This window comes from Alkalibacillus sp. S2W, from assembly GCF_046764385.1.
GTDB classification, from domain to species: Bacteria; Bacillota; Bacilli; order Bacillales; family Alkalibacillaceae; genus Alkalibacillus; species Alkalibacillus almallahensis.
The window spans coordinates 1,738,177-1,760,312 of the sequence record NZ_CP177234.1; the positions used below are offsets into that span (position 1 = coordinate 1,738,177).

The 22,136-nt window shown below is 36.5% G+C and carries 28 protein-coding genes; 9 read left to right on the forward strand and 19 right to left on the reverse strand.

All coding sequences use genetic code 11. The features are described 5' to 3' along the window. Positions 1 to 13: 13 nt before the first annotated feature. The 3 genes from ACKXGF_RS09375 to ACKXGF_RS09385 all read right to left on the reverse strand — a co-directional run bounded on the left by ACKXGF_RS09375 (position 14) and on the right by ACKXGF_RS09385 (position 3,485). The gene (locus tag ACKXGF_RS09375; RefSeq protein ID WP_411953493.1) at positions 14 to 2,242 is read right to left on the reverse strand and encodes a DNA internalization-related competence protein ComEC/Rec2; all 2,229 of its coding nucleotides are present in this window, start codon (positions 2,240 to 2,242) and stop codon (positions 14 to 16) included. A 4-nt stretch (positions 2,243 to 2,246) separates the two neighbouring features. Continuing rightward, positions 2,247 to 2,816, reverse strand: a complete 570-nt coding sequence (locus tag ACKXGF_RS09380; protein WP_167261058.1) for a ComE operon protein 2 — start codon at positions 2,814 to 2,816, stop codon at positions 2,247 to 2,249. A gap of 75 nt (positions 2,817 to 2,891) precedes the next feature. Then, positions 2,892 to 3,485 carry a helix-hairpin-helix domain-containing protein gene (locus ACKXGF_RS09385; RefSeq protein WP_411953494.1) on the reverse strand — a complete coding sequence of 198 codons (594 nt, stop codon included), beginning with the start codon at positions 3,483 to 3,485 and terminating at the stop codon, positions 2,892 to 2,894. A gap of 55 nt (positions 3,486 to 3,540) precedes the next feature. Here ACKXGF_RS09385 and comER point away from each other — a divergent pair, with 55 nt between their 5' ends. Next, the gene (gene comER / locus ACKXGF_RS09390) at positions 3,541 to 4,368 is read left to right on the forward strand and encodes a late competence protein ComER (protein ID WP_411953495.1); all 828 of its coding nucleotides are present in this window, start codon (positions 3,541 to 3,543) and stop codon (positions 4,366 to 4,368) included. A gap of 68 nt (positions 4,369 to 4,436) precedes the next feature. Here comER and ACKXGF_RS09395 read toward each other — a convergent pair whose 3' ends face one another. The 8 genes from ACKXGF_RS09395 to ACKXGF_RS09430 all read right to left on the reverse strand — a co-directional run bounded on the left by ACKXGF_RS09395 (position 4,437) and on the right by ACKXGF_RS09430 (position 9,636). Continuing rightward, complete coding sequence (locus tag ACKXGF_RS09395) at positions 4,437 to 5,171, reverse strand: class I SAM-dependent DNA methyltransferase (RefSeq protein WP_411953496.1); 735 nt, start codon at positions 5,169 to 5,171, stop codon at positions 4,437 to 4,439. A gap of 18 nt (positions 5,172 to 5,189) precedes the next feature. After that, positions 5,190 to 5,537: a ribosome silencing factor gene (gene rsfS, locus ACKXGF_RS09400; protein WP_167261050.1), complete on the reverse strand. Its 348-nt coding sequence runs from the start codon at positions 5,535 to 5,537 to the stop codon at positions 5,190 to 5,192. A gap of 1 nt (position 5,538) precedes the next feature. After that, positions 5,539 to 6,123 carry a bis(5'-nucleosyl)-tetraphosphatase (symmetrical) YqeK gene (gene yqeK, locus ACKXGF_RS09405; RefSeq protein WP_411953497.1) on the reverse strand — a complete coding sequence of 195 codons (585 nt, stop codon included), beginning with the start codon at positions 6,121 to 6,123 and terminating at the stop codon, positions 5,539 to 5,541. Next, positions 6,113 to 6,673, reverse strand: coding sequence for a nicotinate-nucleotide adenylyltransferase (locus tag ACKXGF_RS09410; protein WP_411953498.1), 561 nt, complete (start codon positions 6,671 to 6,673; stop codon positions 6,113 to 6,115). The genes yqeK and ACKXGF_RS09410 overlap by 11 nt, the downstream gene beginning before the upstream one ends. 13 nt (positions 6,674 to 6,686) lie before the next feature. Continuing rightward, the gene (gene yhbY / locus ACKXGF_RS09415; protein ID WP_411953499.1) at positions 6,687 to 6,977 is read right to left on the reverse strand and encodes a ribosome assembly RNA-binding protein YhbY; all 291 of its coding nucleotides are present in this window, start codon (positions 6,975 to 6,977) and stop codon (positions 6,687 to 6,689) included. A gap of 18 nt (positions 6,978 to 6,995) precedes the next feature. After that, positions 6,996 to 7,778: a shikimate dehydrogenase gene (gene aroE, locus ACKXGF_RS09420; RefSeq protein ID WP_411953500.1), complete on the reverse strand. Its 783-nt coding sequence runs from the start codon at positions 7,776 to 7,778 to the stop codon at positions 6,996 to 6,998. A gap of 234 nt (positions 7,779 to 8,012) precedes the next feature. Continuing rightward, the gene (gene yqeH / locus ACKXGF_RS09425) at positions 8,013 to 9,119 is read right to left on the reverse strand and encodes a ribosome biogenesis GTPase YqeH (RefSeq protein ID WP_411953501.1); all 1,107 of its coding nucleotides are present in this window, start codon (positions 9,117 to 9,119) and stop codon (positions 8,013 to 8,015) included. A gap of 1 nt (position 9,120) precedes the next feature. Further along, positions 9,121 to 9,636: a YqeG family HAD IIIA-type phosphatase gene (locus ACKXGF_RS09430; RefSeq protein WP_411953502.1), complete on the reverse strand. Its 516-nt coding sequence runs from the start codon at positions 9,634 to 9,636 to the stop codon at positions 9,121 to 9,123. Positions 9,637 to 10,004: 368 nt separating this feature from the next. Between ACKXGF_RS09430 and ACKXGF_RS09435 the strand changes: the two genes are divergently transcribed. From ACKXGF_RS09435 to sigK, 8 genes are all read left to right on the forward strand, one after another. Further along, complete coding sequence (locus ACKXGF_RS09435) at positions 10,005 to 10,145, forward strand: sporulation histidine kinase inhibitor Sda (RefSeq protein ID WP_411953503.1); 141 nt, start codon at positions 10,005 to 10,007, stop codon at positions 10,143 to 10,145. 161 nt (positions 10,146 to 10,306) lie between these two features. Next, on the forward strand, positions 10,307 to 12,637 hold the full coding sequence (locus ACKXGF_RS09440) for a Na+/H+ antiporter subunit A (protein ID WP_411953504.1): 2,331 nt from the start codon (positions 10,307 to 10,309) through the stop codon (positions 12,635 to 12,637). A 1-nt stretch (position 12,638) separates the two neighbouring features. After that, on the forward strand, positions 12,639 to 12,977 hold the full coding sequence (locus ACKXGF_RS09445) for a Na(+)/H(+) antiporter subunit C (RefSeq protein WP_167261035.1): 339 nt from the start codon (positions 12,639 to 12,641) through the stop codon (positions 12,975 to 12,977). After that, positions 12,970 to 14,451 carry a Na+/H+ antiporter subunit D gene (locus ACKXGF_RS09450; protein WP_411953505.1) on the forward strand — a complete coding sequence of 494 codons (1,482 nt, stop codon included), beginning with the start codon at positions 12,970 to 12,972 and terminating at the stop codon, positions 14,449 to 14,451. The genes ACKXGF_RS09445 and ACKXGF_RS09450 overlap by 8 nt, the downstream gene beginning before the upstream one ends. 6 nt (positions 14,452 to 14,457) lie before the next feature. Continuing rightward, entirely contained in the window at positions 14,458 to 14,937 is a 480-nt protein-coding gene (locus ACKXGF_RS09455; protein WP_411953506.1) for a Na+/H+ antiporter subunit E, read from the forward strand. After that, a complete protein-coding gene (locus ACKXGF_RS09460) occupies positions 14,937 to 15,242 on the forward strand; it encodes a Na(+)/H(+) antiporter subunit F1 (protein ID WP_411953507.1) in 306 nt (101 codons plus the stop codon). Before ACKXGF_RS09455 ends, ACKXGF_RS09460 begins: the two co-directional genes overlap by 1 nt. Next, positions 15,223 to 15,558 (forward strand): monovalent cation/H(+) antiporter subunit G, encoded by a 336-nt coding sequence (gene mnhG / locus ACKXGF_RS09465; protein WP_411953508.1) that lies wholly within the window; start codon positions 15,223 to 15,225, stop codon positions 15,556 to 15,558. Before ACKXGF_RS09460 ends, mnhG begins: the two co-directional genes overlap by 20 nt. 127 nt (positions 15,559 to 15,685) lie before the next feature. After that, entirely contained in the window at positions 15,686 to 16,390 is a 705-nt protein-coding gene (gene sigK / locus ACKXGF_RS09470) for an RNA polymerase sporulation sigma factor SigK (RefSeq protein ID WP_411953509.1), read from the forward strand. Positions 16,391 to 16,436: 46 nt separating this feature from the next. Here sigK and mtnN read toward each other — a convergent pair whose 3' ends face one another. From mtnN to ruvX, 8 genes are all read right to left on the reverse strand, one after another. Further along, positions 16,437 to 17,138: a 5'-methylthioadenosine/S-adenosylhomocysteine nucleosidase gene (mtnN, locus tag ACKXGF_RS09475; RefSeq protein WP_411953510.1), complete on the reverse strand. Its 702-nt coding sequence runs from the start codon at positions 17,136 to 17,138 to the stop codon at positions 16,437 to 16,439. A 16-nt stretch (positions 17,139 to 17,154) separates the two neighbouring features. Further along, entirely contained in the window at positions 17,155 to 17,913 is a 759-nt protein-coding gene (locus ACKXGF_RS09480; protein ID WP_411953511.1) for a DUF1510 family protein, read from the reverse strand. 63 nt (positions 17,914 to 17,976) lie between these two features. Then, entirely contained in the window at positions 17,977 to 18,453 is a 477-nt protein-coding gene (gene greA, locus ACKXGF_RS09485) for a transcription elongation factor GreA (protein ID WP_411953512.1), read from the reverse strand. A gap of 53 nt (positions 18,454 to 18,506) precedes the next feature. Continuing rightward, on the reverse strand, positions 18,507 to 19,139 hold the full coding sequence (udk, locus tag ACKXGF_RS09490; protein ID WP_411953513.1) for a uridine kinase: 633 nt from the start codon (positions 19,137 to 19,139) through the stop codon (positions 18,507 to 18,509). Between the two features lie 36 nt (positions 19,140 to 19,175). Continuing rightward, on the reverse strand, positions 19,176 to 19,808 hold the full coding sequence (locus ACKXGF_RS09495) for an O-methyltransferase (RefSeq protein ID WP_411953514.1): 633 nt from the start codon (positions 19,806 to 19,808) through the stop codon (positions 19,176 to 19,178). Positions 19,809 to 19,923: 115 nt separating this feature from the next. Beyond that, a complete protein-coding gene (mltG, locus tag ACKXGF_RS09500; RefSeq protein WP_411953515.1) occupies positions 19,924 to 21,057 on the reverse strand; it encodes an endolytic transglycosylase MltG in 1,134 nt (377 codons plus the stop codon). 356 nt (positions 21,058 to 21,413) lie between these two features. Continuing rightward, the gene (locus ACKXGF_RS09505; protein WP_167261013.1) at positions 21,414 to 21,698 is read right to left on the reverse strand and encodes a DUF1292 domain-containing protein; all 285 of its coding nucleotides are present in this window, start codon (positions 21,696 to 21,698) and stop codon (positions 21,414 to 21,416) included. Between the two features lie 17 nt (positions 21,699 to 21,715). Continuing rightward, positions 21,716 to 22,132, reverse strand: a complete 417-nt coding sequence (ruvX, locus tag ACKXGF_RS09510; RefSeq protein WP_411953516.1) for a Holliday junction resolvase RuvX — start codon at positions 22,130 to 22,132, stop codon at positions 21,716 to 21,718. Positions 22,133 to 22,136 lie beyond the last annotated feature (4 nt).

The following is a 22,136-nucleotide window of genomic DNA, read 5'->3' on the forward strand; positions in this document are numbered from 1 at the left end:
CCTATATTTTAATTTATGGGATAAATGGATCTGCCGTGTGTTGTCCATTGATGAATTTTATTGTAATGGCGCCATTTTCATCTGTACGATAAACAGCAATACCATGCTTAACTAAACGGTCATATACTTCCGGGCTTGGATGATTATAAGAGTTGTTGTGGCCTACTGAAATAAGAGCTGCAGTCGGTTTTACGTGCTGTAAAAACGATTCAGATGAAGAGGTATCACTCCCATGATGTGCTACTTTTAAGATATCAACTTCCCCTAGTTTTTCTGTATTCACTAGCTCTTCTTCCACCGATTTAGTGATGTCTCCAGTCATGAGTATTGAAAAATCATCATATTCAACTAATACGACAACAGAACGTTCATTTTCATCATCTGATACTTTATCAACATTAGGGGCTAATACAGTAAATGTCACGTCTTTCCACTCGATTATGTCCCCTTTCTCTACTGTTAATGTTGGTACAACTAAAGCGTCTAATTCTGACTGTTCTAGTGGATAGCGAAATAATAATTCAGGGTTAAAATCATGAATGACTTGCGATGCAGACCCAATATGATCATAATCAGCATGACTAATCCATAGTCCATCAAGATGCTTAATCCCCCGCGACCATAAAAACGGCTTAATAATATTCTCATAATTATCATGCGACTGAACTTCAGAGAAAGACACCTCTTCACCTGCATCAAACAAAAATACACCTTTACGATGAGGTAACTCCAACACAACCGCTTCAGCCTGACCGACATCCAACATCGTTAAATAAAGATTTTTATCAAAGTACATACTATATTGTGCAATTAACAAAATACTAATCATCACACAACTGGCTAAGGCTGTTTTTCCAAGTTCTTTTAGTTCCCATAAACGCATCATGACTAACCAAGTAATATAAAACAACACAATTGCAATCATAGGTGGTTCACCAGTCACCCAAGCTGCAAAATGAGGTTGTCCCATAACGGAAAAAATGGACTGAATTATTTCTTGCATACTTAAAAATAAACGCTCTAATAAAAACGAAATGGATTGAGGTAACCAGACACTAATCAGCAATAATAAACTTAACGGAATAATTAATACAGAATAAATAGGGACCATGATTAAGTTAATTAAAATGGATAAGACATTCGTGAAATGAAAATGGGTTAACTGGATTGGTAAAATGGCGAGCTGGCTTACCAAGCTAATAATCAGGGATTGAGTCAACCAATGATTAGATTGAGCTAATAACGACTTAGATAAGACAAGTGAAAACGTTACAACAAATGAAAATTGAAAACCTAGCTGATAAATTAAATAAGGATCAATCCACAATACAATTAAAAATATAAATGAAAGAACATCCGTTGTATCTAATCGTTTTTTAAAAAAGGATAAGAGTATAAATAGCGCAGCCATTAATCCAGCTCGAATAACTGGAGGATTCGCTCCTGCAATAACAATATAAAATGGGATAAAGACTAGTAATATGAGGTTAATACGTTCTTTGGATAATTTTAATCCATACAATAATACATAATAAATCAACCCTAAAGTCAAACCGACGTGAAGGCCTGAAATAGCTAATAAATGAGTAATGTTCCAAAATTGATAAGCGCCTAAAACTTCTTCATCTAATCCTTGTCTGTCACCAAATATTAAGGCATTTAACCAAGCGATTGTATCAGTTTGAAAGGTTTCATTTATCCCATCCATCAAAGTCGTTCGATATTGATATAAATGGGAAAATATACTATTTCCATCGCATTTAGTAACCGTGGGGTTATAACTAATAGCTACGATTCCTTGATTTTCTAGAAATGAACGATAGTCAAATTGACCTGGATTACTGGCAGGATCGGGTGGGGATAATTCGGCTGATAAATCACAAGTAGCTCCATGAATGACATGACTTAATTTCGCTTCTTCATCAAAGAACAACTGTACACGCTGCCCGTCTTCTAATTCGCCGATATAAGAAAAAGATTGCGCATGTATATTTTGGTCTGATTTGATTGTAACAGTACTCTGATAATTCTTTATTTCCTGGATTGGAGTTAATGATTGAGGAGTGGGCGTTAAGAGGAGAGATAGAGTAAATAAAACGAGAGAAGTTATTAACAAACCTCGGTTCTTAGAAAATTGTTCTAAAAACAAATAAATTAAGATGCTGATTACAAGAATACCGAGATTTGTTGGTAAATAACCTGCTACATAAAAAAGTGCAACAATATAAAGTTTTCCACGCATGGACTTATTCAGAATACGTAAACAATTGATTCGCTTTCATTCGTAAATCTTTTAACTCCTCTTCACTCGCACCTCGTTCTTCCAACTTTTCAATAAGTGATGTCATAAAATATAATTTATCTTTTGTGTTGGTATCGATATGTAAATAATCTAATTCAACCTTTTCAAACTCGACACCCGCTTCTTGCAACAATTCAATCGCATAAGGGTGATTTTTGTAATCATGAGCGTAATATATTTTTTGGATACCACTCTGAATAATGGTTTTACAGCAATTTAAACATGGAAAATGTGTGACATATATTTCTGCTCCTTCTGTTGCTACACCAAACTTAGCACATTGAAGAATCGCATTAACTTCTGCGTGAATCGTTCTTACACAATGTCCATCGATGAGTTTACACCCTTCATCGATACAATGGACACTACCTGAAGGGCTGCCGTTATACCCTCCTGCAATAACCCGTTTATCACGAACAATCGTAGCACCAACAGCTAAGCGTTCACACGTACTACGTAACGAAAGCAAATGGCTTTGTGACATATAATATTGATCCCAAGAAATACGTTCCATCATTTTTGCCTCCTTATGACTGCAAATACCTTATCTTCATTGTATAGAACCGTTCTAACTCCGTAAAGAGCATGATTATGGAACAATGAGGTCTTCTTCGATCTGTTCTAATGTCTTCTCCCCTATTCCGCTTATATTTAATAATTCATCTACAGATTTAAATGCCCCGTTTTCTTCTCTGTAATCTATAATAGTTTGTGCTTTCTTTTCACCTATTCCTGATAACAATGTTAATTCTTCCGCTGAAGCTTGATTTATTCTGATTTTCCCATCTTGTTGTCGGCTATCTATAGATAAATCAGTAGAATTTTGACTATCACTTACTTCAGGTATCATAATAATCATTTCATCATACACCAGTTCGGCAAGATTAATTTGGTGTTCATCTGCTTCAGATGTTAGTCCTCCAGCATATTCGATGGCATCGACCACTCTATCTCCTTCCGACATCTCATAAACACCTGGATCATGCACTGATCCTTTAATATCGACTACCAGAAGGGGTTTGCTTACTTCGCTAACTTTTTCTGCGCTTTCAACTTCAGGTGAACTTTCTTCGACTATGACAGGTTGTCCATCATTTTCTGAAGAACTTGTTTGAAAAATGCTAATACCAATAATGATTAAAATCATGACAGTTACAACAATCCATTTTTTTGGAACTAACATGTTTTGAACCTTCTTTCATATACATAGAGTTAAGTTGGTTTAGAGGAGGATGATTATGAATTGGGGAATAATCGGAACAGGTAATATGGGAACAGTATTGTTAAACGCTTTAGTCGATAGTCGTGCAGTCGACCAAAGAAACATTTATATTCACAACCGAACACTACTCAAAGCTTATCGTCTAAAAGAAACTTACCCTGATGTTCATATTTTACAAACTGTTGATGCCATGGCTGCTTCATGTGATATTATATTTATTTGCACCAAACCAAAAGACATTATTTCAGTTGCTAATCGACTCGATCAAAAATTATCAGAGGACCAACTAGTTGTTTCCATCACAAGTTCTATTTCTTTAGACCACCTGAATCATATTCTAAGCTGTCAAACGGCAAGATTAATACCAAGCATCACCAATAGCGCGCTTCGCGGAAAGACATTGTTAACATTTAATGATTCCATCAGTGACGAAATGAAATATATCCTATGGCAAACAAGTAAATTGTTCTCAACACCAGTGGAAATTAGTGAATCACAAGTGAGAATTGCATCAGATTTAGTATCGTGTGGACCTGCATTTGTCAGTTATCTTCTTGAAGAATTAATAGAAGCTGCTACAAGTGAAGCAGATATTGGTAAGGAATTAGCCACGGAATTAGTGGAGTCCATGATGATTGGATATGGAGAGTTACTCAAACAAGACCATTTTGATTTAACATCTTTGAAAGAAAAAGTGATGGTTAAAGGTGGGATCACCGGAGTTGGCATGAAAGGCTTAGAGCAGAGCGTACCTGCAGGCTTTAATGAAGTCTTTATTAAAACACACACTAAATTTAATCGAGAAAAAGTCCATGTCGATGAATGGATTAATCAAATAATTTAAAGTGATTACTATTATTTTACTTCATTTAACAAAAAAAGCAACCGATAAGTTTCCCTCATCGGTTGCTTTTAACATGAAGTTTTTTGACAAACATAAAAGATCCGATCAGCATCTTCAATGTTTGTCTCTCCCCAATCGCCTGTGATTGTTTTTATTGATAAACCTTTAGATTCAAGTAATTGTCTAACCTCATTCACTGGGAATACACGTTGCGTATGCGTTTCATCAAATCGGCGGTATAAACCGTCTGATTCTTCAACAAAAAAAGTTAAGTCATGAATGATTTCTCCTGGTTGCTCTCCTGCCTCACAAAGCCAAACATAACTTAAATCTTCACGTATTTCAGTAAACATTTCAGCATTAATCAGCCCTTCAATATAAGACAAACTGTGACTATCAAAAATAAACAAGCCATCAGGATTAAGATGTTGATAGACAGTATCAAACATTTCCTCTAAGCTAGTATGATCTGTTAAATAATTAACGACATCACAATAACTCGTAATGATATCATAAGACTGTTCTAACCGCAGTTCACGAATATCGCTTTCAATCCAAGACACTTTTTGATCAGTGTGTTGCGTCTTTTCTTTAGCAACGTCAATCATTGTCTTAGATTGATCAACGCCTACCATTTCATCAAATAAATGAGCTAATGAAAGGGTTAATGTCCCTGTACCACAACCAAGGTCTAATAACTTCATTGAAGAGTGACTTGACGATTCTCCCAGTAGACTCTGTGTAAATTGAACCCACTGATTATAAGGCACATCATCCATCAATTCATCATAAACATAAGCCATGTTCTCATAAATCATAGCTTATGAAACAGATAACGACACTTCATCGGCGTCGCCCCATAATTTTTCTAAGTTATAATATTGACGCTCTTCAGCATGGAAAACATGAACAACCACATCGTCTAAATCGACTAAAACCCAGCGTGCATCATCTTTACCTTCTATTTTTTTGACTTCAACACCCTGTTCTTCAACAGCATCTTTTATCCCCTTACTAATGGCATCTACTTGGCGTTCATTTGAACCGTGACAGATTAAGAAATAGTCAGCCATAAGGGAAACTTCTCTCATATCTAGTGCGACTAAATTTTCAGCACGTTTATCATCACATGCTTGAGCCGCAATATTTAATAACTCTTTACTTTCCATATTATTTGTAACCTCCATTTTGGTTAATAACTTTCGTTAATCCATTATATGCTTGAAACGTATCAGGATAAACCGGTTGTCCTTGACTCATTAAGAAAAATATCGTTTGCTGTAACGCATAGTGACAAGCTTGATTTAAGTCGATCTTAGCTAATCGCCTTGCTTCATGCACAGCCTCAAAGTTTCTTCCTGGCTCAATATAATCAGCTATAAAAATAATTTTTTCGATCAGACTCATATGCATATGTCCTGTTGTGTGTGATTTAATAGCGTTTAAGACCTCTTGATCCTTGATTTGAAACCAATAGCGAGCCATTTCAGCACCAACTGGACCATGCCATAACTCATGATGATATTGAAGTAAATCTTTCGGTAAATTGGTTGACGTGACAATCCAATGTTTTAGCAAAGAAACGTCCATATGCTTAGCATAATCATGTAAAGCAGCTGCCAGTCCAACTTGATAACGGTCAGCGCCATAATAATCCGCTAAGTCTAAAGCTGTCTCAGTTACGCGTTCTACATGTTCATATCGCTTAACTGATAATGTCTTTTGTGTCTCTGCTAAGGCTTGTTCAATATTCATAAAGTCGATACTCCTTTATATAATCAAACACAGACTGAGGGAGTCCATCAGGTTTATTATGCGCGTGTAGTTGGTTTCTAATATCGCTTGACGATACATTGACTTCTTCCATTTCAATACGTAATACTGATGAGTCATCAAAGTTAGAACCATGTCTTGAAACACCGATAAACTGAATCAATGTCTTTAATTCATCAATTCCGTACCAATTGGGTAAGTAATCAACCATGTCACCGCCAATAATGAAATAGAATTGTGTATTAGGATATCGTTCTTTCAATTCTTTAACAGTCTCTAATGTATAGGAACGACCTTTTCGTTCACTCTCAATTTCAGTCACAAAAAAATTAGTTTCGTCTTCAATTAATGCGTGAAGCATATTAACCCGATGTTCAAATGTGACATTAGCAGGCTCTTTATGAGGGGGTTGATACGTCGGCATTAACCATATTTCATCAAGCATTAGTTGCTCTAACACTGTCTTACATATTTCCAAATGACCTTGATGAGGTGGATCAAATGTTCCACCAAAAATTCCTATACGACGCATCCTCGTCACACCTTTATGGGAGATCAATTTGCTTATATTCATTTGATTCACGGTATAAAATAATGACATTTCCGATGATTTGAACGATATAAGAATCTGTACCATTAGCTATTTGTTCAGCTAAATCCTCTTTACTTTCGAAATTATTTTGTAAAACAGAAACTTTAATGACTTCTCGTTTTTCCAAAGTTTCATCAATTTGTTCAATCATATTTTCGTTTAAACCATTTTTACCAATTTGAAAAACAGGCGTTAAATGGTGAGCGTGTTTACGCAAAAATCGTTTTTGTTTTCCAGTTAACACAGTGATGTCCTCCTCAAGTTATTCTTTCATTGTCCATATTTCAAATGCTTTGACCGCTTGGTAGTATAACATGGATTCTCCAAAAAGTAAGGGACAACCTTCCTCATGGGCTTCTATTAACAATTTAGTCCACGTCGGCTGATAAACAATATCACTTACGATCGGATTAGACTTCAGCCCTTTTACCGAAATGATAGATTGAAGATCATTCGGTGCCATACCGACAGTCGTTGTATTTATAGCTAAATCAACTTGAGTTAAAGCAAGTGTCACCTCTGACCATTGGATCGTTTCTACTTCAGGAAATATAGATGCTAATTCTAAAGCTTTCGATTGCGTTCGATTAGCGATAAAGATACGTCCTAACTGGTGATTCACTAATTGGTGAGTAATCCCTTTAGCTGCTCCACCAGCACCGAGCACTAAAACAGTTTTCTCCTGTCTATTATTAAACCAATCTGGATAGTTTTGTTTAAGAGACTCTATATAGCCTAATCCATCTGTATTGTAGCCAATCAATTGTCCATCCACTATTTTAACGGTGTTTACGGATTGCATGACTTCTGCGGACGTTTCTAAAGCATCTAAATACGGAATAATCGTTTCTTTATACGGGACTGTTACGTTAAAGCCTATATAGTTTTGGGTTTTAAAATGCTCAAGCGTTTCTGCGATCATAAATTCATCTATTGAGAATAGATGATATTCTCCCTCTAAACCATTCTCCGCTAGCAATTTGTGATGGATTTCAGGTGACTTCGAATGCTCAACAGATCTCCCAATTAAACCAAGCTTGTACATAAACGTAACACCCTTTATTTAACTTCTTTTAAAGTCCGTTGTTGATATTGTGATCCGCTTTCGGTGGACACTTTCCGCGGGCACGGCTCGAGCCTCCTCGGAAGAAAGGCACTTCCTGCGGGGGTCTCGAGACACGTGCTATTCCCGCTGGAGTCGCCACCTTCGCTCCTCACAATTCAACAACTCAGTGCATTACCATGCAAAATAAACACTAAATTTTAAATATCCAATTATTTATATAATCGCATCGCGTACAATGATTCTTACACCCTTAGGGGCGTAGGCAGTTACAGATGTTTGCCCCTTCGGCACTGTAACCCAACCAAGTCCAGAAAACACAATATCTTGTTTGTGATTTCCATTTAACTGCAACGTCTGTGGTTCTAAAGGAGGCATCTCATCTAACGTCTCATCTGATGGAGGTGATAATAGCTCCCCAGCATGTTGATCATATAATAAGTCAGCTTTATCTGTCTTCGTACGATGGATATGAATATCATTAGAGACATAACAAACAAAGCCTTTACGTCCATCTACTTTATCAATATCCAAACGTGCTAAAGCACCAAAAAACAATGTTTGATCTGACTCTAATTGAAAGACTTTCGGTTTAACCTCTTTATCAGGTGTAATAACTTTTAAATCTTTTTTCGATAAATAATGAGCCATCTGATGACGATTGATGATTCCTGGTGTATCAATAAGTGAAGACTGATCATCTAATGGTATATCAATAAACCCAAGCGTAGTTCCAGGGAAATAAGACGTGGTAATAACTTGTTCTTGTTCAATCGAACGGTTAATTAAATAGTTAATAAAAGTCGATTTACCTACATTCGTACAGCCCACAACGAAGATATCTCTACCATGTCTTAATCGTTCTAGTTCAAAGGCGCATTCTTCCATATTCGTACCTGTCTTAGAACTGACTAGGTAAACATCTTTTACTTTTAACCCGAATTCTTTTGCTACGCGTTTCATCCAATGTTTTACTTTATTTAAATTAATCGAGCTAGGTAATAAATCCACTTTATTCCCTACTAATATAATCTCGTTTTGGCCGACAAAACGATTTAGACCATTGACAAAGCTGCCATGTACATCAAACAAATCAACAATATTAACAACTAATCCGTCGTGGTCCCCTATTTCATGTAATAAGTTAAGGAAATCATCGTCCGTCAAGTCAACATCTTGTACTTCATTATAATGTTTCAAGCGAAAGCATCGTTTACAAATAACATCTTCTCGTTCTAAAGCTGAAACTGGCGCATAACCTACTTTATTTTCATCTTCCGTTTGGATCTTAGCACCACAGCCTTGGCAGTATATTGTTTCCATATTAATCCTCCCAGTGTAAATAACCTTTTCGTCTAAAGTAATTTAATAAACGACGTTCGACAATACGATTAAATCGCGTAAAAAACCCGTCAGTTTTTACAATCGGCACGACCAAAATCGTATAAAATTTAGAGCGATTACCACCAAACACATCCGTTAATACTTGATCGCCCACTACAGCGACGTCATTACGATTTAACCCCATATCTATTCTGGCTTTATTAAATGCTTTTTGCATTGGTTTTCTTGCTTTTGATATAAATGACACATTAAGTGGGATGCTAAAAGTAGATACACGTTCTTCATTATTATTTGAAATAATAACCACTTGAATATCATGACTTTGTAAGCTTTGAATCCAATCAATAACCTCTTGGGTCGCATCAGGTTCATCCCAAGCAACTAATGTATTATCTAAATCAGTAATAACACCTTTTATATTGTGTTGTTTTAACATTTCTGGTGTAACATTGTGGATCGATTCCACATAATCATTTGGTAGAAACCTCTTTAACAATACAGTCACCTCATAACATTTTCTCACTAATTTACATCATATACAATCAAGCGACATCTTTCAAAGATATTCTTGTTATAATTCTTCACTGATTCTATAACGTTTTGGGATCCTAGTTTAGAAATCATCTTTGTTATATGAACACTTTCGTTCGACAATTCCTATCATTTTTCACGATTGTGGATAAAATAATTCACAAGATGCACCTTGATTTGACAATATTCTAAAGGTGTTGAAGCGAATATACTAACAGGTTACCAACAAGTTATACACATTTTATTCAAGTTGTCCAAATGACAAAGCAATGATAGGATTACTCATACAATAGTAATTCCCAGGGGGTGACAGCCATTAACGGCTGAAAACTTATGGAATATTTATCTAACCAATTATTAATCGAATCCTATCAGAAGGCCAAAGCACTTCAACTCAATCAAGATTTTATTCAATTGTTTGAGAGAGAACTTAAAAAACGCAAATTATTTACGGCGTTAAAAGAATCGTCATAATTTGAGTTTCTACCTATATTTAAGACTAGACATTTTACCGAGTGTCTAGTTTTTTTATTGACCTGTAACATATAGTTTTTCTTTTCAAAAAGCTTATAATATCGTTATAATGGTTACTGTATTTATTGTTGGGTTAGTTTGATTGAAAGGATGAACAGAACATGATTTTTGCTATATTTGCTCCGCTATTATTAGCATTTATAATACCCTTATTGAGTAAATGGAAACATAAAGTACATACAGGTTGGCTAATCTTGCCTATTCCATTTGCTGTCTTTCTTTATTTCTTACAATATGTCGGAGCTGACTTTCAACCACAAATGGTCTCGGTTGATTGGATTCCTTCTCTCGATATTGCATTAAGCTTTCATCTTGACGGACTTAGTTTGCTTTTTGCTTTATTAATTAGTGGAATTGGAACGTTAGTTGTTTTGTATTCCATTTACTATTTGGATCACAAAGAACAACTTGGTCATTTTTATACATACCTTTATATCTTCATGACAGCTATGTTAGGGGTTGTTCTTTCTGACAACGTATTTGGATTGTATGCCTTTTGGGAATTCACATCCATTTCATCCTTTTTACTAATTGGTTATTGGCACCATCGTGAACGATCACGTTATGGTGCATTAAAATCTATGTTAATCACCGTGTTTGGTGGTTTCAGCTTACTAGCTGGTATCATCTTATTATCCATTGTAACGGGTACGACAAGTATTCAAGGCATGGTTGAACAATCTGATGTCATTGTAAATAGCGAATACTTCCCATTTATTTTAATCTTTTTATTACTCGGTGCATTCACAAAATCTGCTCAATTTCCATTTCATATTTGGTTACCAGATGCCATGGAAGCACCTACACCAGTCAGTGCCTACTTACACTCAGCTACCATGGTAAAAGCCGGTATTTACCTAATGGCTCGGTTTTCACCCATACTAGCTGGTGAGCCTTATGTGTTTATTGCATTAAGTCTATTCGGGCTTGTGACATTAACTTGGGGCTCTTATATGGCTGTGCGTCAGACGGACCTAAAAGGGATCCTGGCATTTTCGACGATCAGTCAACTTGGTATGATTATGGCTATGCTCGGTTTCGGTACTAAAGTTGCGCTTTTTGCAGCTGTTTTCCACATCTTAAACCACGCTACTTTTAAAGGTAGTCTCTTTATGATCGCTGGTATTGTCGATCATGAAACAGGTAGCCGTGATATACGTAAGCTAGGTGGTTTATTTACATTTATGCCTATATCAGCCACACTGGCGATCTTCGGGACGTTTTCTATGGCGGGTGTCCCACTTCCGTTTTTAAACGGATTCTATAGTAAAGAAATGTTTTTCCAAGCATCTTTAGATAACACAGCATCTGGAGCGTTCGCTGAAACATTAGTGACTATCATACCAGTATTAGCTGTAGTCGGTAGTATTTTTACATTTATATATTCGATGTACTTATTCTTTAACACCTTTACTGGAAAGTCACAAGTTGATGAATTACCAAAACATCCGCATGAAGCACCTAAAATGATGCTAGTTCCACCATTTATATTAGTTTTAGGCGTGCTTATCATTGGTTTATTCCCAACGATCTTCAATGAGTCTCTGATCACGCATGCCGCTGATGCGGTTTATGGCGGAGAGGCTAATAAAGAAATATACTTCTGGCACGGTTTAATACCAGCATTTTATATGTCCATTGCCGTTGTCGTCATTGGTGCCATTATGTATCTCACGAAATCTAAATGGTCAGGTGTTTACCAAATATTACCTGGTCGCTTGAGTATGAATCGTGTATACGATTGGATAGTTGAAAAATCTGAAACAGCTTCACAGCGGATTACGAACACATATATGACTGGGTCTCTACGTCAATATATGGTTTTATTATTAACAGCGATTACCGTGATTGTGTCAGGTGTTTTAGTCAAAACGAGTGGAATCAATTTCGACATGGCTGAAACAGCTAGTATCACAACAACAGAAGTCATTGTCACCTTGTTAATTGCTGTAGCTGCAATTGCTACTATTTTTGCACGTAATCGGATAGCAATCATACTTATTGTAGGAGTTGTTGGGTATGGTTTAGCTATTTTATTCGTCCTATATCGTGCTCCAGATTTAGCATTAACTCAATTGATTGTTGAAACCGTAACTGTAACATTATTTATGCTTTGCTTTTACCATTTACCAAACCTTAAAAAAGACACATCGTCTTGGTTTACGAAGTCAACCAACGTTATCATTTCGGTTGCGTTCGGTTTATTAATGATGGTGATTGGTATTAGTGCATACAATAGTCGCTCGTTCGATACAATTGCCCAATATTTCATTGATAACACGTATAAACTTGGTGGCGGAGATAATATGGTTAACGTCATTCTAGTTGACTTTCGTGGAATTGATACTTTATTTGAAGTTGCCGTACTATTCGGAGCTGCATTGGCGATTATTGGTATGATCAAACTTCGCCGAAATAAGGGGGCGAATTAAGATGGAAATTATCTTAACTGTGCTGGCATCTATATTGTTCAGCACAGGAATCTATAACTTATTACAAAAACAGCTTTTACGTATCATTGTTGGAACAGTACTAATATCACATGGAGCCCATTTGTTTTTATTAACAATGTCTCAAGTTAAACGAGGCGCACCTCCACTACTAGTAGATGATGTTTCGAGCTACACTGATCCATTGCCTCAAGCATTAATACTAACAGCGATCGTTATTAGTTTTGGTGTGACAAGTTTCCTACTTGTCTTAGCTTACCGAACATACACCTTAAATAAGACTGACAATATGGAAGAAATGAGAGGTAGTGATTATGATTAATTTAATCTTTTTACCCATTGTCCTACCGTTATTAGCGAGTGTCATTGCGGCACTACTAACTAAAAAAATAAAAATAACACGGCTGTTCTCACAAATAACTTCAGTTGTGTTTTTAATATTTGTTGGAGGCTTAGCCTTCTACATATTTCAAAATGGATCAATCGTTGGCCAAGCTGGTGGGTGGGCAGCGCCTTATGGAATATCCATAGTCGGGGACCCGTTAGCCATCTTGTTGGTTTTAACGACAAACATTATTGGAACAGCTGCCATCTTCTACGCACCTAGGATTTTAGAAGAGAAACAAGAGCGATTTTACTTTTACGCTTTATATTTCTTGCTGATCGCCGGTGTTTCTGGTGCGTTCATGACTGGAGACTTATTTAACTTATTTGTCTTTTTCGAAGTTCTATTGATGGCTTCCTATGGATTAATCGTACTTGGAAATGGCAAAGCCCAGCTAAGAGAATCATTTAAATATGTGTTATTTAATCTATTCTCATCCATGTTATTTATTGTTTCAGTTGCGTACATTTATGCTATTACTGGAACGGTTAACTTAGCACATTTAGCAGAACGAGTCGAAACGGTTGAACAACAAGGGGTTTTAACAGCTGTAGGAATGATTTTATTCTTTGTTTTTGCTGTTAAAGCAGCTGTTTTCCCACTTTATTATTGGTTACCTAATTCATATGTGGTGCCAAATCCAGTCGTTTCAGCACTCTTTGGTGCTTTATTAACTAAAGTAGGGATTTACTCCATTATTCGCGTTTACACGCTTATCTTCGTTCATGAGACGGCTATTACACATAGTATTTTTATTTGGTTAGCCATGTTCACGATGTTATTTGGTGTGATTGGGGCTCTATCAACTCATAATGTTAAGTTAATTGTTACTTATAACATTATACCCGCCGTTGGATTTATGTTAATGGGAATCGGCTTATATACACCTGAAGCAATCGCTGGTTCTGTGTATTATTTAATGCACGATATGGTTATAAAAGGAGCTTTATTCTTTTTAATTGGAGCACTTGTTATTGCTGCAGGCACAAAAGATTTGCGGCAAATGAGTGGTGTCATCCAAAAGTATCCGTTGCTCGGTTGGGTCTTCTTTATTGCTTCTCTCATTTTAGCAGGAGTACCGCCTTTTAGTGGTTTCATCGGTAAGATCCTATTACTGGAAGGTGGTTTACGACAAGAGGAATTCCTTCTTGTAATCGTTGCCCTATTATCGAGCTTACTCATCTTGCTATCGATGATGCGCATTTTTGTTTATGGCTTTTGGGGGGAGCTTATGGATGGATTATCTAACGAACGAAAACGTATTCGACAACTAACCATTCCGGGAGTAGTTCTAGTCGGACTCGCAATCTTCTTAGGAATAGGTGCTGAATTTGTTTATCCTCAAATTGAGTCTATTTCGAATATGTTATATGAACGTACTGATTATATCAGTTCTGTTTTAAAGGAGTAGTGACGTATGGCGATACAAATTATTTTAAACTTGTTAATCGCATTTATGTGGATGTTTCTAAGTGAAAGTTACACAGCCTCGAGATTCATTGTCGGTTTCATTATAGGGATTGGTTTGTTATTTTTACTCAGACGTTTTCTTCCTGATATCTTCTACATTGTGCGGTTATATCGGATTTTCAAATTGTTTGTGTTTATCTTCATAAAAGAACTGATTATGTCGAGTGTTAATATTGTTGTTTTAGCTTATAAGCCAAAATTAAATGTCGAACCAGGTATTTTTAAATTACCAGTCGAACTTAAAAGTAGCTGGGAAATAACTTTGTTAACATCTTTGATTTCACTAACACCAGGAACATTGAGTGTCGCTGTGGCAGAAGATCAAAATAGCATTTATGTCCATGCGATGGATTTACCTGATATTGAAGAATCAATCAATGATATTAAGTCAACATTTGAAAAAGCGATTATGGAGGTGACACGTTAATGTTAAAAGAATTTGGTAATCAATTTCTAGATATAGCATTATGGATTAGTTTCGTTGGTGTCACATTATCCATTGTCTTACTTGTTTATCGAACCATTAAAGGTCCGACAAACCCTGACCGTGCTGTAGCTTTAGATGCTATTGGTGTCAATATGATGGCCTTAATCGGATTACAAGCTATTAATTTAGCTACAGACAAATTAAATGACGTTATTTTATTAAGTGGTATTCTATTGTTCATTGGTACCATAGCCATCGCAAAATTTCTCGAAAAGGGTGTTATCATTGATCGAGATCATCGTTAGTTTACTTATATTGATCGGGACGTTTTTTACCTTTTCTGGTTCACTAGGCATCGTGAGATTCCCAGATGTATTCAATCGTTTGCATGCTGCAACAAAAGCTGCGACCCTTGGTGTTGCTGGCGTATTATTAGGAGCCTTTATTTTCTTAGTATTTGATATTGGTATTATAAGTGGCAAACTAATTTTAGGTATCTTCTTCGTCTTAATAACAGCACCTATTAGTGCCCACATGATTTCGCGTGCAGCTTATAACTCAGGTGTGGAACTTACAGAAGAGACACGTCATGATCATTTAGAAAAGGATCAATCATCATAATCAGCAATCGTCCTATGATTTAATAGGGCGATTTTTTATGTACAGGCACATTCGCTTTATATGGGCATATATTACATGTATAGACTCATAACCCTTACTTAGGGAGTTGATACATGTGTTAAGCCTCATGAAGCTTCTATTCACCTTTTTACACAACCCTTATTTGTTTTTTGCTTACGTTAAAGGAAATGCCTTTCCCCAACCCTTATCGTCTAAAGAAGAACATTACTATTTAGAACGATGGCAAGAAGGAGATGAAGAAGCGAGGAACAAATTAATTGAACATAACTTACGACTCGTTGCTCATATTGCTAAAAAATATGAACAAAACAAAGAGGAACAAGAAGACCTTATCTCAATTGGAACAGTTGGTCTTATTAAAGGAGTTGAGAGTTATTCCCTTAATAAGGGGACTAAATTAGCTACCTATGTGGCAAGATGTATCGACAATGAAATCTTAATGTTTTTAAGATCAGCTAAAAAAACACATAAGGATGTGTCATTACAGGATCCCATTGGCCATGACAAAGAAGGCAATGAAATCAGCTTGATCGATGTATTAAAAGCTGATCACCCTGACTTAACAGAAACAATACAAACAGCTATAGATATTGAACAAATTTTTAATTACTTACATTTATTAGATGACCGTGAACGTGAAGTCATTGTAAAAAGATATGGATTAAATAAACAGAAGGAATACACACAACGAGAAATCGCTGACTTATTACAAATCTCACGTAGTTATGTATCACGAATTGAAAAGAGAGCACTTATGAAAATGTTTCATGCGTTTTACCGTGACCACAAAAAGAGTAAAAGTTCATCCTGACTCAATCAAAAAACAGCTACCTAATCAACATAGGTAGCTGTCATAATTATCTCTGATTCATTTTTAGGATTTCAGCTATAAGTAAGGCGCTATGTTTAGCTGCCTTATCCAAGTATGCTTCAAATGAAATATCTGAAGATTGGCCTGCAATATCTGATAATGACCGAATAATTAAATAAGGTGTTTGATATTGATGACAGACTTGTGCAATTGAAACAGCTTCCATTTCTAGCGCTTTCACATCCGAAAAACGCTCAGCCACTTGTAACACGCGTTCGTAATCAGACATAAACGAATCACCTGTTCCAATTAATCCTTCTACAACTGTAATGTCTTCAGGAAGAATACTTTTCGCACTTTGGGCTTGTTTAACTAACTGTTCATCTGAGTAAAATCTTGCAGGCATTTGTGGAATTTGACCATACGTATAACCGAATGCTGTTGCATCAGCATCATGATGCAAAGTTTCTATCCCTATAACTAGATCTCCAACTCGCAAAGCCTGGTCAACACCACCACTTGAGCCTGTATTAATCACATAATCAGGATGAAATCTTTCATGTAAAATTGTCGTTGAAATAGCTGCATTCACCTTCCCAATGCCTGATCTTAAAAGTACTACTTCATGACCGTGTAGATCTCCAATAATAAAATGACAATGAGCAATTGTTTCTTCTCGTTCAACTGTCATTTGCGATTTTAACCATGACACTTCTTCGTCCATTGCACCGATTAAGCCATATCGCATATTTATTCTCCTATTCTTATTCGGTATCCTCATTTGTTTCGTCACTGTTTTCGTTATAATCAGGATGCTCATCGTTAACTTCTAATTCTTCGATCTTTTGAGGTTGCCAACCTTCACCCTCAATCCAATCTAGATAGACACGATACACCTCTTCTTGATTACTATCTGTTACGGTACCAATAACATGATTAGCCATGCCACCGCTTTCTAATCGCCAGAAAATAATATTGTCTTCACTTAGGCCTGTTGCATACTCAATCGCATCTTCCATCTCAGCACGGTCTTGTGTGCCTTCAGAAAACTCTGAGTTATGAGGCTCTTCCTGTTCAGTACCAATTGGTTCCCAATCCCGCTCAATAACACGCGTTACATTTTCTTTATCAGATTCAGTGACGGTTTCATCTGTTGGCTCCTCAGGTGAATCAGATCCCGTCTCTTCTTCATTATTTGATTCTGAGTTTTCTTCTGAAGAATCATCAGAATTCTCATCGCCTTCTTGTCCACCTTGTTCTTCTTCATTATTGGATTCAGACTCATTATTCTCATCTGACTCATTGGTATTATCTGTGTTTTCATTGTTAGATTCATCGCCTTCATTTGTCTCTGTAGATTGATCAGCCGTTTGATCATCTTGCTGTTCTTCTGAATCATCCCCACCAAAAAACCAGAAACCAATTAACACAATAATAAGTAGTATGACCGTCCAAATTAATACATTCATTAGTCTTGTATTTTTTCGTCTTTTTTCAAAACGTTCTGAGCGACTATGATCCATTAACAGTTCCTCCTAACCCATTATCTTAAACAGTCCTACACCGATTCGTGTAGGACCTATATATTACTTCACTTCTTTAATTTTGACTTCGAATTCGCCACCCGGTGTTTGGACCATGACTTGATCGCCAATTTTCTTACCTAGCAAACTCTGTGCCATTGGTGAGTCATTTGAAATGCGCCCTTCAAACGGATTCGCTTCTGCACTACCAACAATTTGATACTCTTCAACGTCGCCATCTGGGATTTCTTCAAATACAACTGTTTTCCCTAATTGTACAATTTCGTTATTATCGTCATCATTTTCAATAATAACTGCGTAGCGAATCATGTTTTCAATTTGTGAGATACGAGCCTCGACAAATGCTTGTTCATCTTTAGCTGAATCATACTCTGAGTTCTCTGATAAGTCACCAAAGTCACGAGCAATTTTTATGCGTTCAACGACTTCTGGTCGTCTTACGGTCTTTAACTCTTCTAATTCTTCTTCTAATTTGCGCTTACCATCTTCTGTCATATAATAGCTTTGTTCTTCAGCCATGCTTGGACACTCCTTCTTAATTCATATATCTGCATTAGCGATAATCATAATGGTTAAATTTGTTTTTTGTCAATAATACTTTTAATTTTTGTTGATAATAAATCGATTGCCACGTGGTTTTCGCCACCTTCTGGAATAATAATATCAGCATAGCGCTTAGCTGGTTCGACGAATTGCAAATGCATTGGTCGAACGACGTTCATGTACTGATCCATCACTGATTCTAGAGTACGGCCACGTTCTTTAATGTCGCGCATCATACGTCGAATGATCCGTATGTCTGCATCTGTATCAACAAACACTTTAATATCCATCATATTACGTAATTGTTCGTCCTCTAAGATCAAAATTCCTTCTAAAATAATCACTTCTTGAGGTTCTACTGTAATCGTTTCATCTGATCGTGTATGCAATTCGTAATTGTATACTGGTTTTTGCACGGTTTCTCGCCTAGAGAGACGATCCAAATGATCAATTAACAAATCATTATCAAAAGCTAATGGATGGTCATAATTTGTATTCAATCGTTCTTCAAATGGTATATGTGATTGATCTTTATAATATGAATCTTGTTCTAACATAAGAATAGATGTATTTTCAAATTGGTCACAAATAGAACGCGTAACAGTCGTTTTTCCCGATCCCGTTCCGCCTGCAACCCCTATGATGATTGGTTTGTCATTCAACACCCGTAAACTCCCTTCTCCTGAAGCTCATTAAATTTATTTTTTAACGGCAATTGCTACTCCATCACCTGTTTCCACAATTGTAGTATCATAATCAGCGTGATTCACAAGCCATTGATTAAAATGATTAATTTTTTCTCCAATTGATTGCCAACGCGAGTCATCATTTACCTCTTTAGCAACATACCCCTTAAACAGAACATTGTCAACCACTAGGATTCCACCTGATTTTAGATGAGAATTTATTTTTTCTACGAAAGCTTGATACTGTCCTTTAGCTGCATCAACAAAGATGAAATCATATTCTTGTTCATACGGAATTTGCTCAAGCCATTCCAATGCATCATCAAAAACGATGGATATTTGTTCGGTTAAACCTGCTTGTTTCACATAGTGAGCCGCATCTTGATATCGTGTTGAATCGCGTTCAATCGTTGTGATATGAACATTAGAACTAGCCTTAGCCATTTGTATGGCTGAATACCCGATAGCTGTTCCAATTTCTAACAATTGTTGAGGCTGGTAAATACGTATTAGTTGTTTCAAAAAAGCGATTCCATCTAGCTCCATAATTGGAACTCGATGTTCTTCTGCATACTTTTCCATCTCTAATAATAATGAGTCATTGTGTTGATTCAACGATTGAATATATTGTTTCGTTTTTCCCATAATGACCTCCGTCAATACTTCAAATATTGTCTGATCTTTATAATTAGACAACTATTGATTTTCTAGACCGACAAAAAGAGAGGAATGCGATGTTTAATCGCACTCCTTTTTCAAACTAATCATTCGATGGACGGTGTTCATCAATATTAGCTTGATGCTCTTCTAATGTTTCTGCATAGTGTATATCTCCATCATCGCCATGTAAGAAATACCTATAATTATGATACTCAGGATCAACTGCGGCTTCTAACGCATTTTCTCGATAATTAGAAATTGGCCCTGGTGGTAAACCACGGTTTTGATACGTGTTATACGGGTGCTCAATTTCTAAGTCTTCGTTAAGTACTCGCTCTTGATGTTCACCTTTTGCATATAAAACGGTTGGATCAGTTTGTAGTGGCATTTCTTCTCTGCCTTCTTCAGGTCTCAAACGGTTATAAAAGACGCCTGATACCATAAATCGAGTATCTGCTTCAGGTGCTTCATTTTCAATAATTGAAGCCATAGTTAACGCTTCATGAATTGTTAAATCACGACTTTCAATTTGATCCATGTAATTAAACACTTGTGTTCTTGTTTCATCTAACATCATTCGTACCACTTGATCAATTGTCGGATCTTCTTCATAGAAGGAATACGTTAAAGCATTCAGATAACCTTCTAATGGGTAACGAACGTCTTCATTTAAAATATCGTCAGATAATAAATCAGGATATTCTTCCATAAGCGTTTGAATGAACTCTTCATCCGTCATTTTATTCATAAATTCTTCAGCATCAATTGACGTTTCTTCACCATAGATTTCGGCTATCTCTTCAAGTGTTGTCCCTTCAGGTATGGTAACAGTAAATTGTGGTTCTACCATAACCCTACCTGTCTTTAATGTTTCAACTATTTCGTTCATGCTAAGACTTTTTGACATTTGATAGTCACCAGCCTGGAAGCCTGTTTCGTTTTTGAACGTGATGTAGTAATCAAAGATGGTTGCATTGCTTATGATATTATTTTCTTCTAATATATTAGCAATGTCTTCAACACTTGAACCGAGTGGCACACTGACCTCGATCAGTTCATCATCGTCAGGGTCAACAGGGCTCAACCCTTCTTCTATATAATTGTAAAGAAAGTAACCGCCAACTAGGAATATAACAATAAGTGCTAAAATCGCAATTACAATGATCCTTCTAGCCATGCTTGCTTCCTTTATTCGTTCAGCTTTAATGTCTTCTGGATTTTTGGAAGATGACAAATAACTTCCCCCTAACTTTCTTTATACCAAATAAAGTATAAAATAAAATGCGTCATTTTTCTATCTTTGTTTTAAATTTGTCGAAAATTTTATCTTAAGTCAAAGCTTTGTTAAAACCGTTGTTCACATTATGATCCGCTCTCGGTGGACGCTTTCCGCGGGCACGGCTCGAGCCTCCTCGGAAGAAATGCGCTTCCTGCGGGGTCTCGAGACACGTGCTATTCCCGCAGGAGTCGCCACCTTCGCGTCTCACAATTCAACAACTTAAAGATAAGTCAATCGAATACTAACATCAAACTTTAACAGAGCTTAAGTCAAAAAACAGACCATGTGAAGTCACATGGTCTAGGTCATCATTATTCGCTTTCTTCATCTGATTCAGTAAAGGTGGCAAGCATCTCTTCGACCATATTCCACTCTTCTTCTGTTTCAATTTGGAATAGGGTTAGATCGTCTGAATCACCTTCAGCTTCTTCATAACGAAAAGCAAATACTTCGACTTCCTCCTCTTCTTCTTGTTCAGCAGGTACAGCAACTAAGTAAGATTTCTCCGTATGATCTACGTCAAATGTGAATAACACATCAAATAAATGTTCTTCACCTGATTCATCAGGTATGATAATACGTTCTTTTTCCTGCATTTTGTCCACTCCTTTTATTAGCGGTTAGCGTCAAGATAACTTTGTAAAATCATGACAGCTGCCATTTTATCAATTACTTGTTTACGTTTCTGTCGGCTCATATCAGCATCCAAAAGCACTCGTTCAGCAGCCATTGTGGTTAACCGCTCATCCCATAGAACAACTGGTAAATCAAACATATTTTCTAGATATGAAGCAAACTCTTCACTCGCTTCACCACGTTCACCAATTGATCCGTTCATATTCTTCGGTAGTCCAACAACTATTCGGCTAATCTCGTGTTCCTGAATAATTTGCGACATTTGATCCTTAACTGATGAATAATCCGTTTCCGTCCAGTGCAGTGTTTTAATGCCCTGGGCTGTTAAATGTAAAGCATCAGAAACAGCAATACCGATTGTTTTCTCACCGACATCCAAGCCTAAAATTTTCATAACA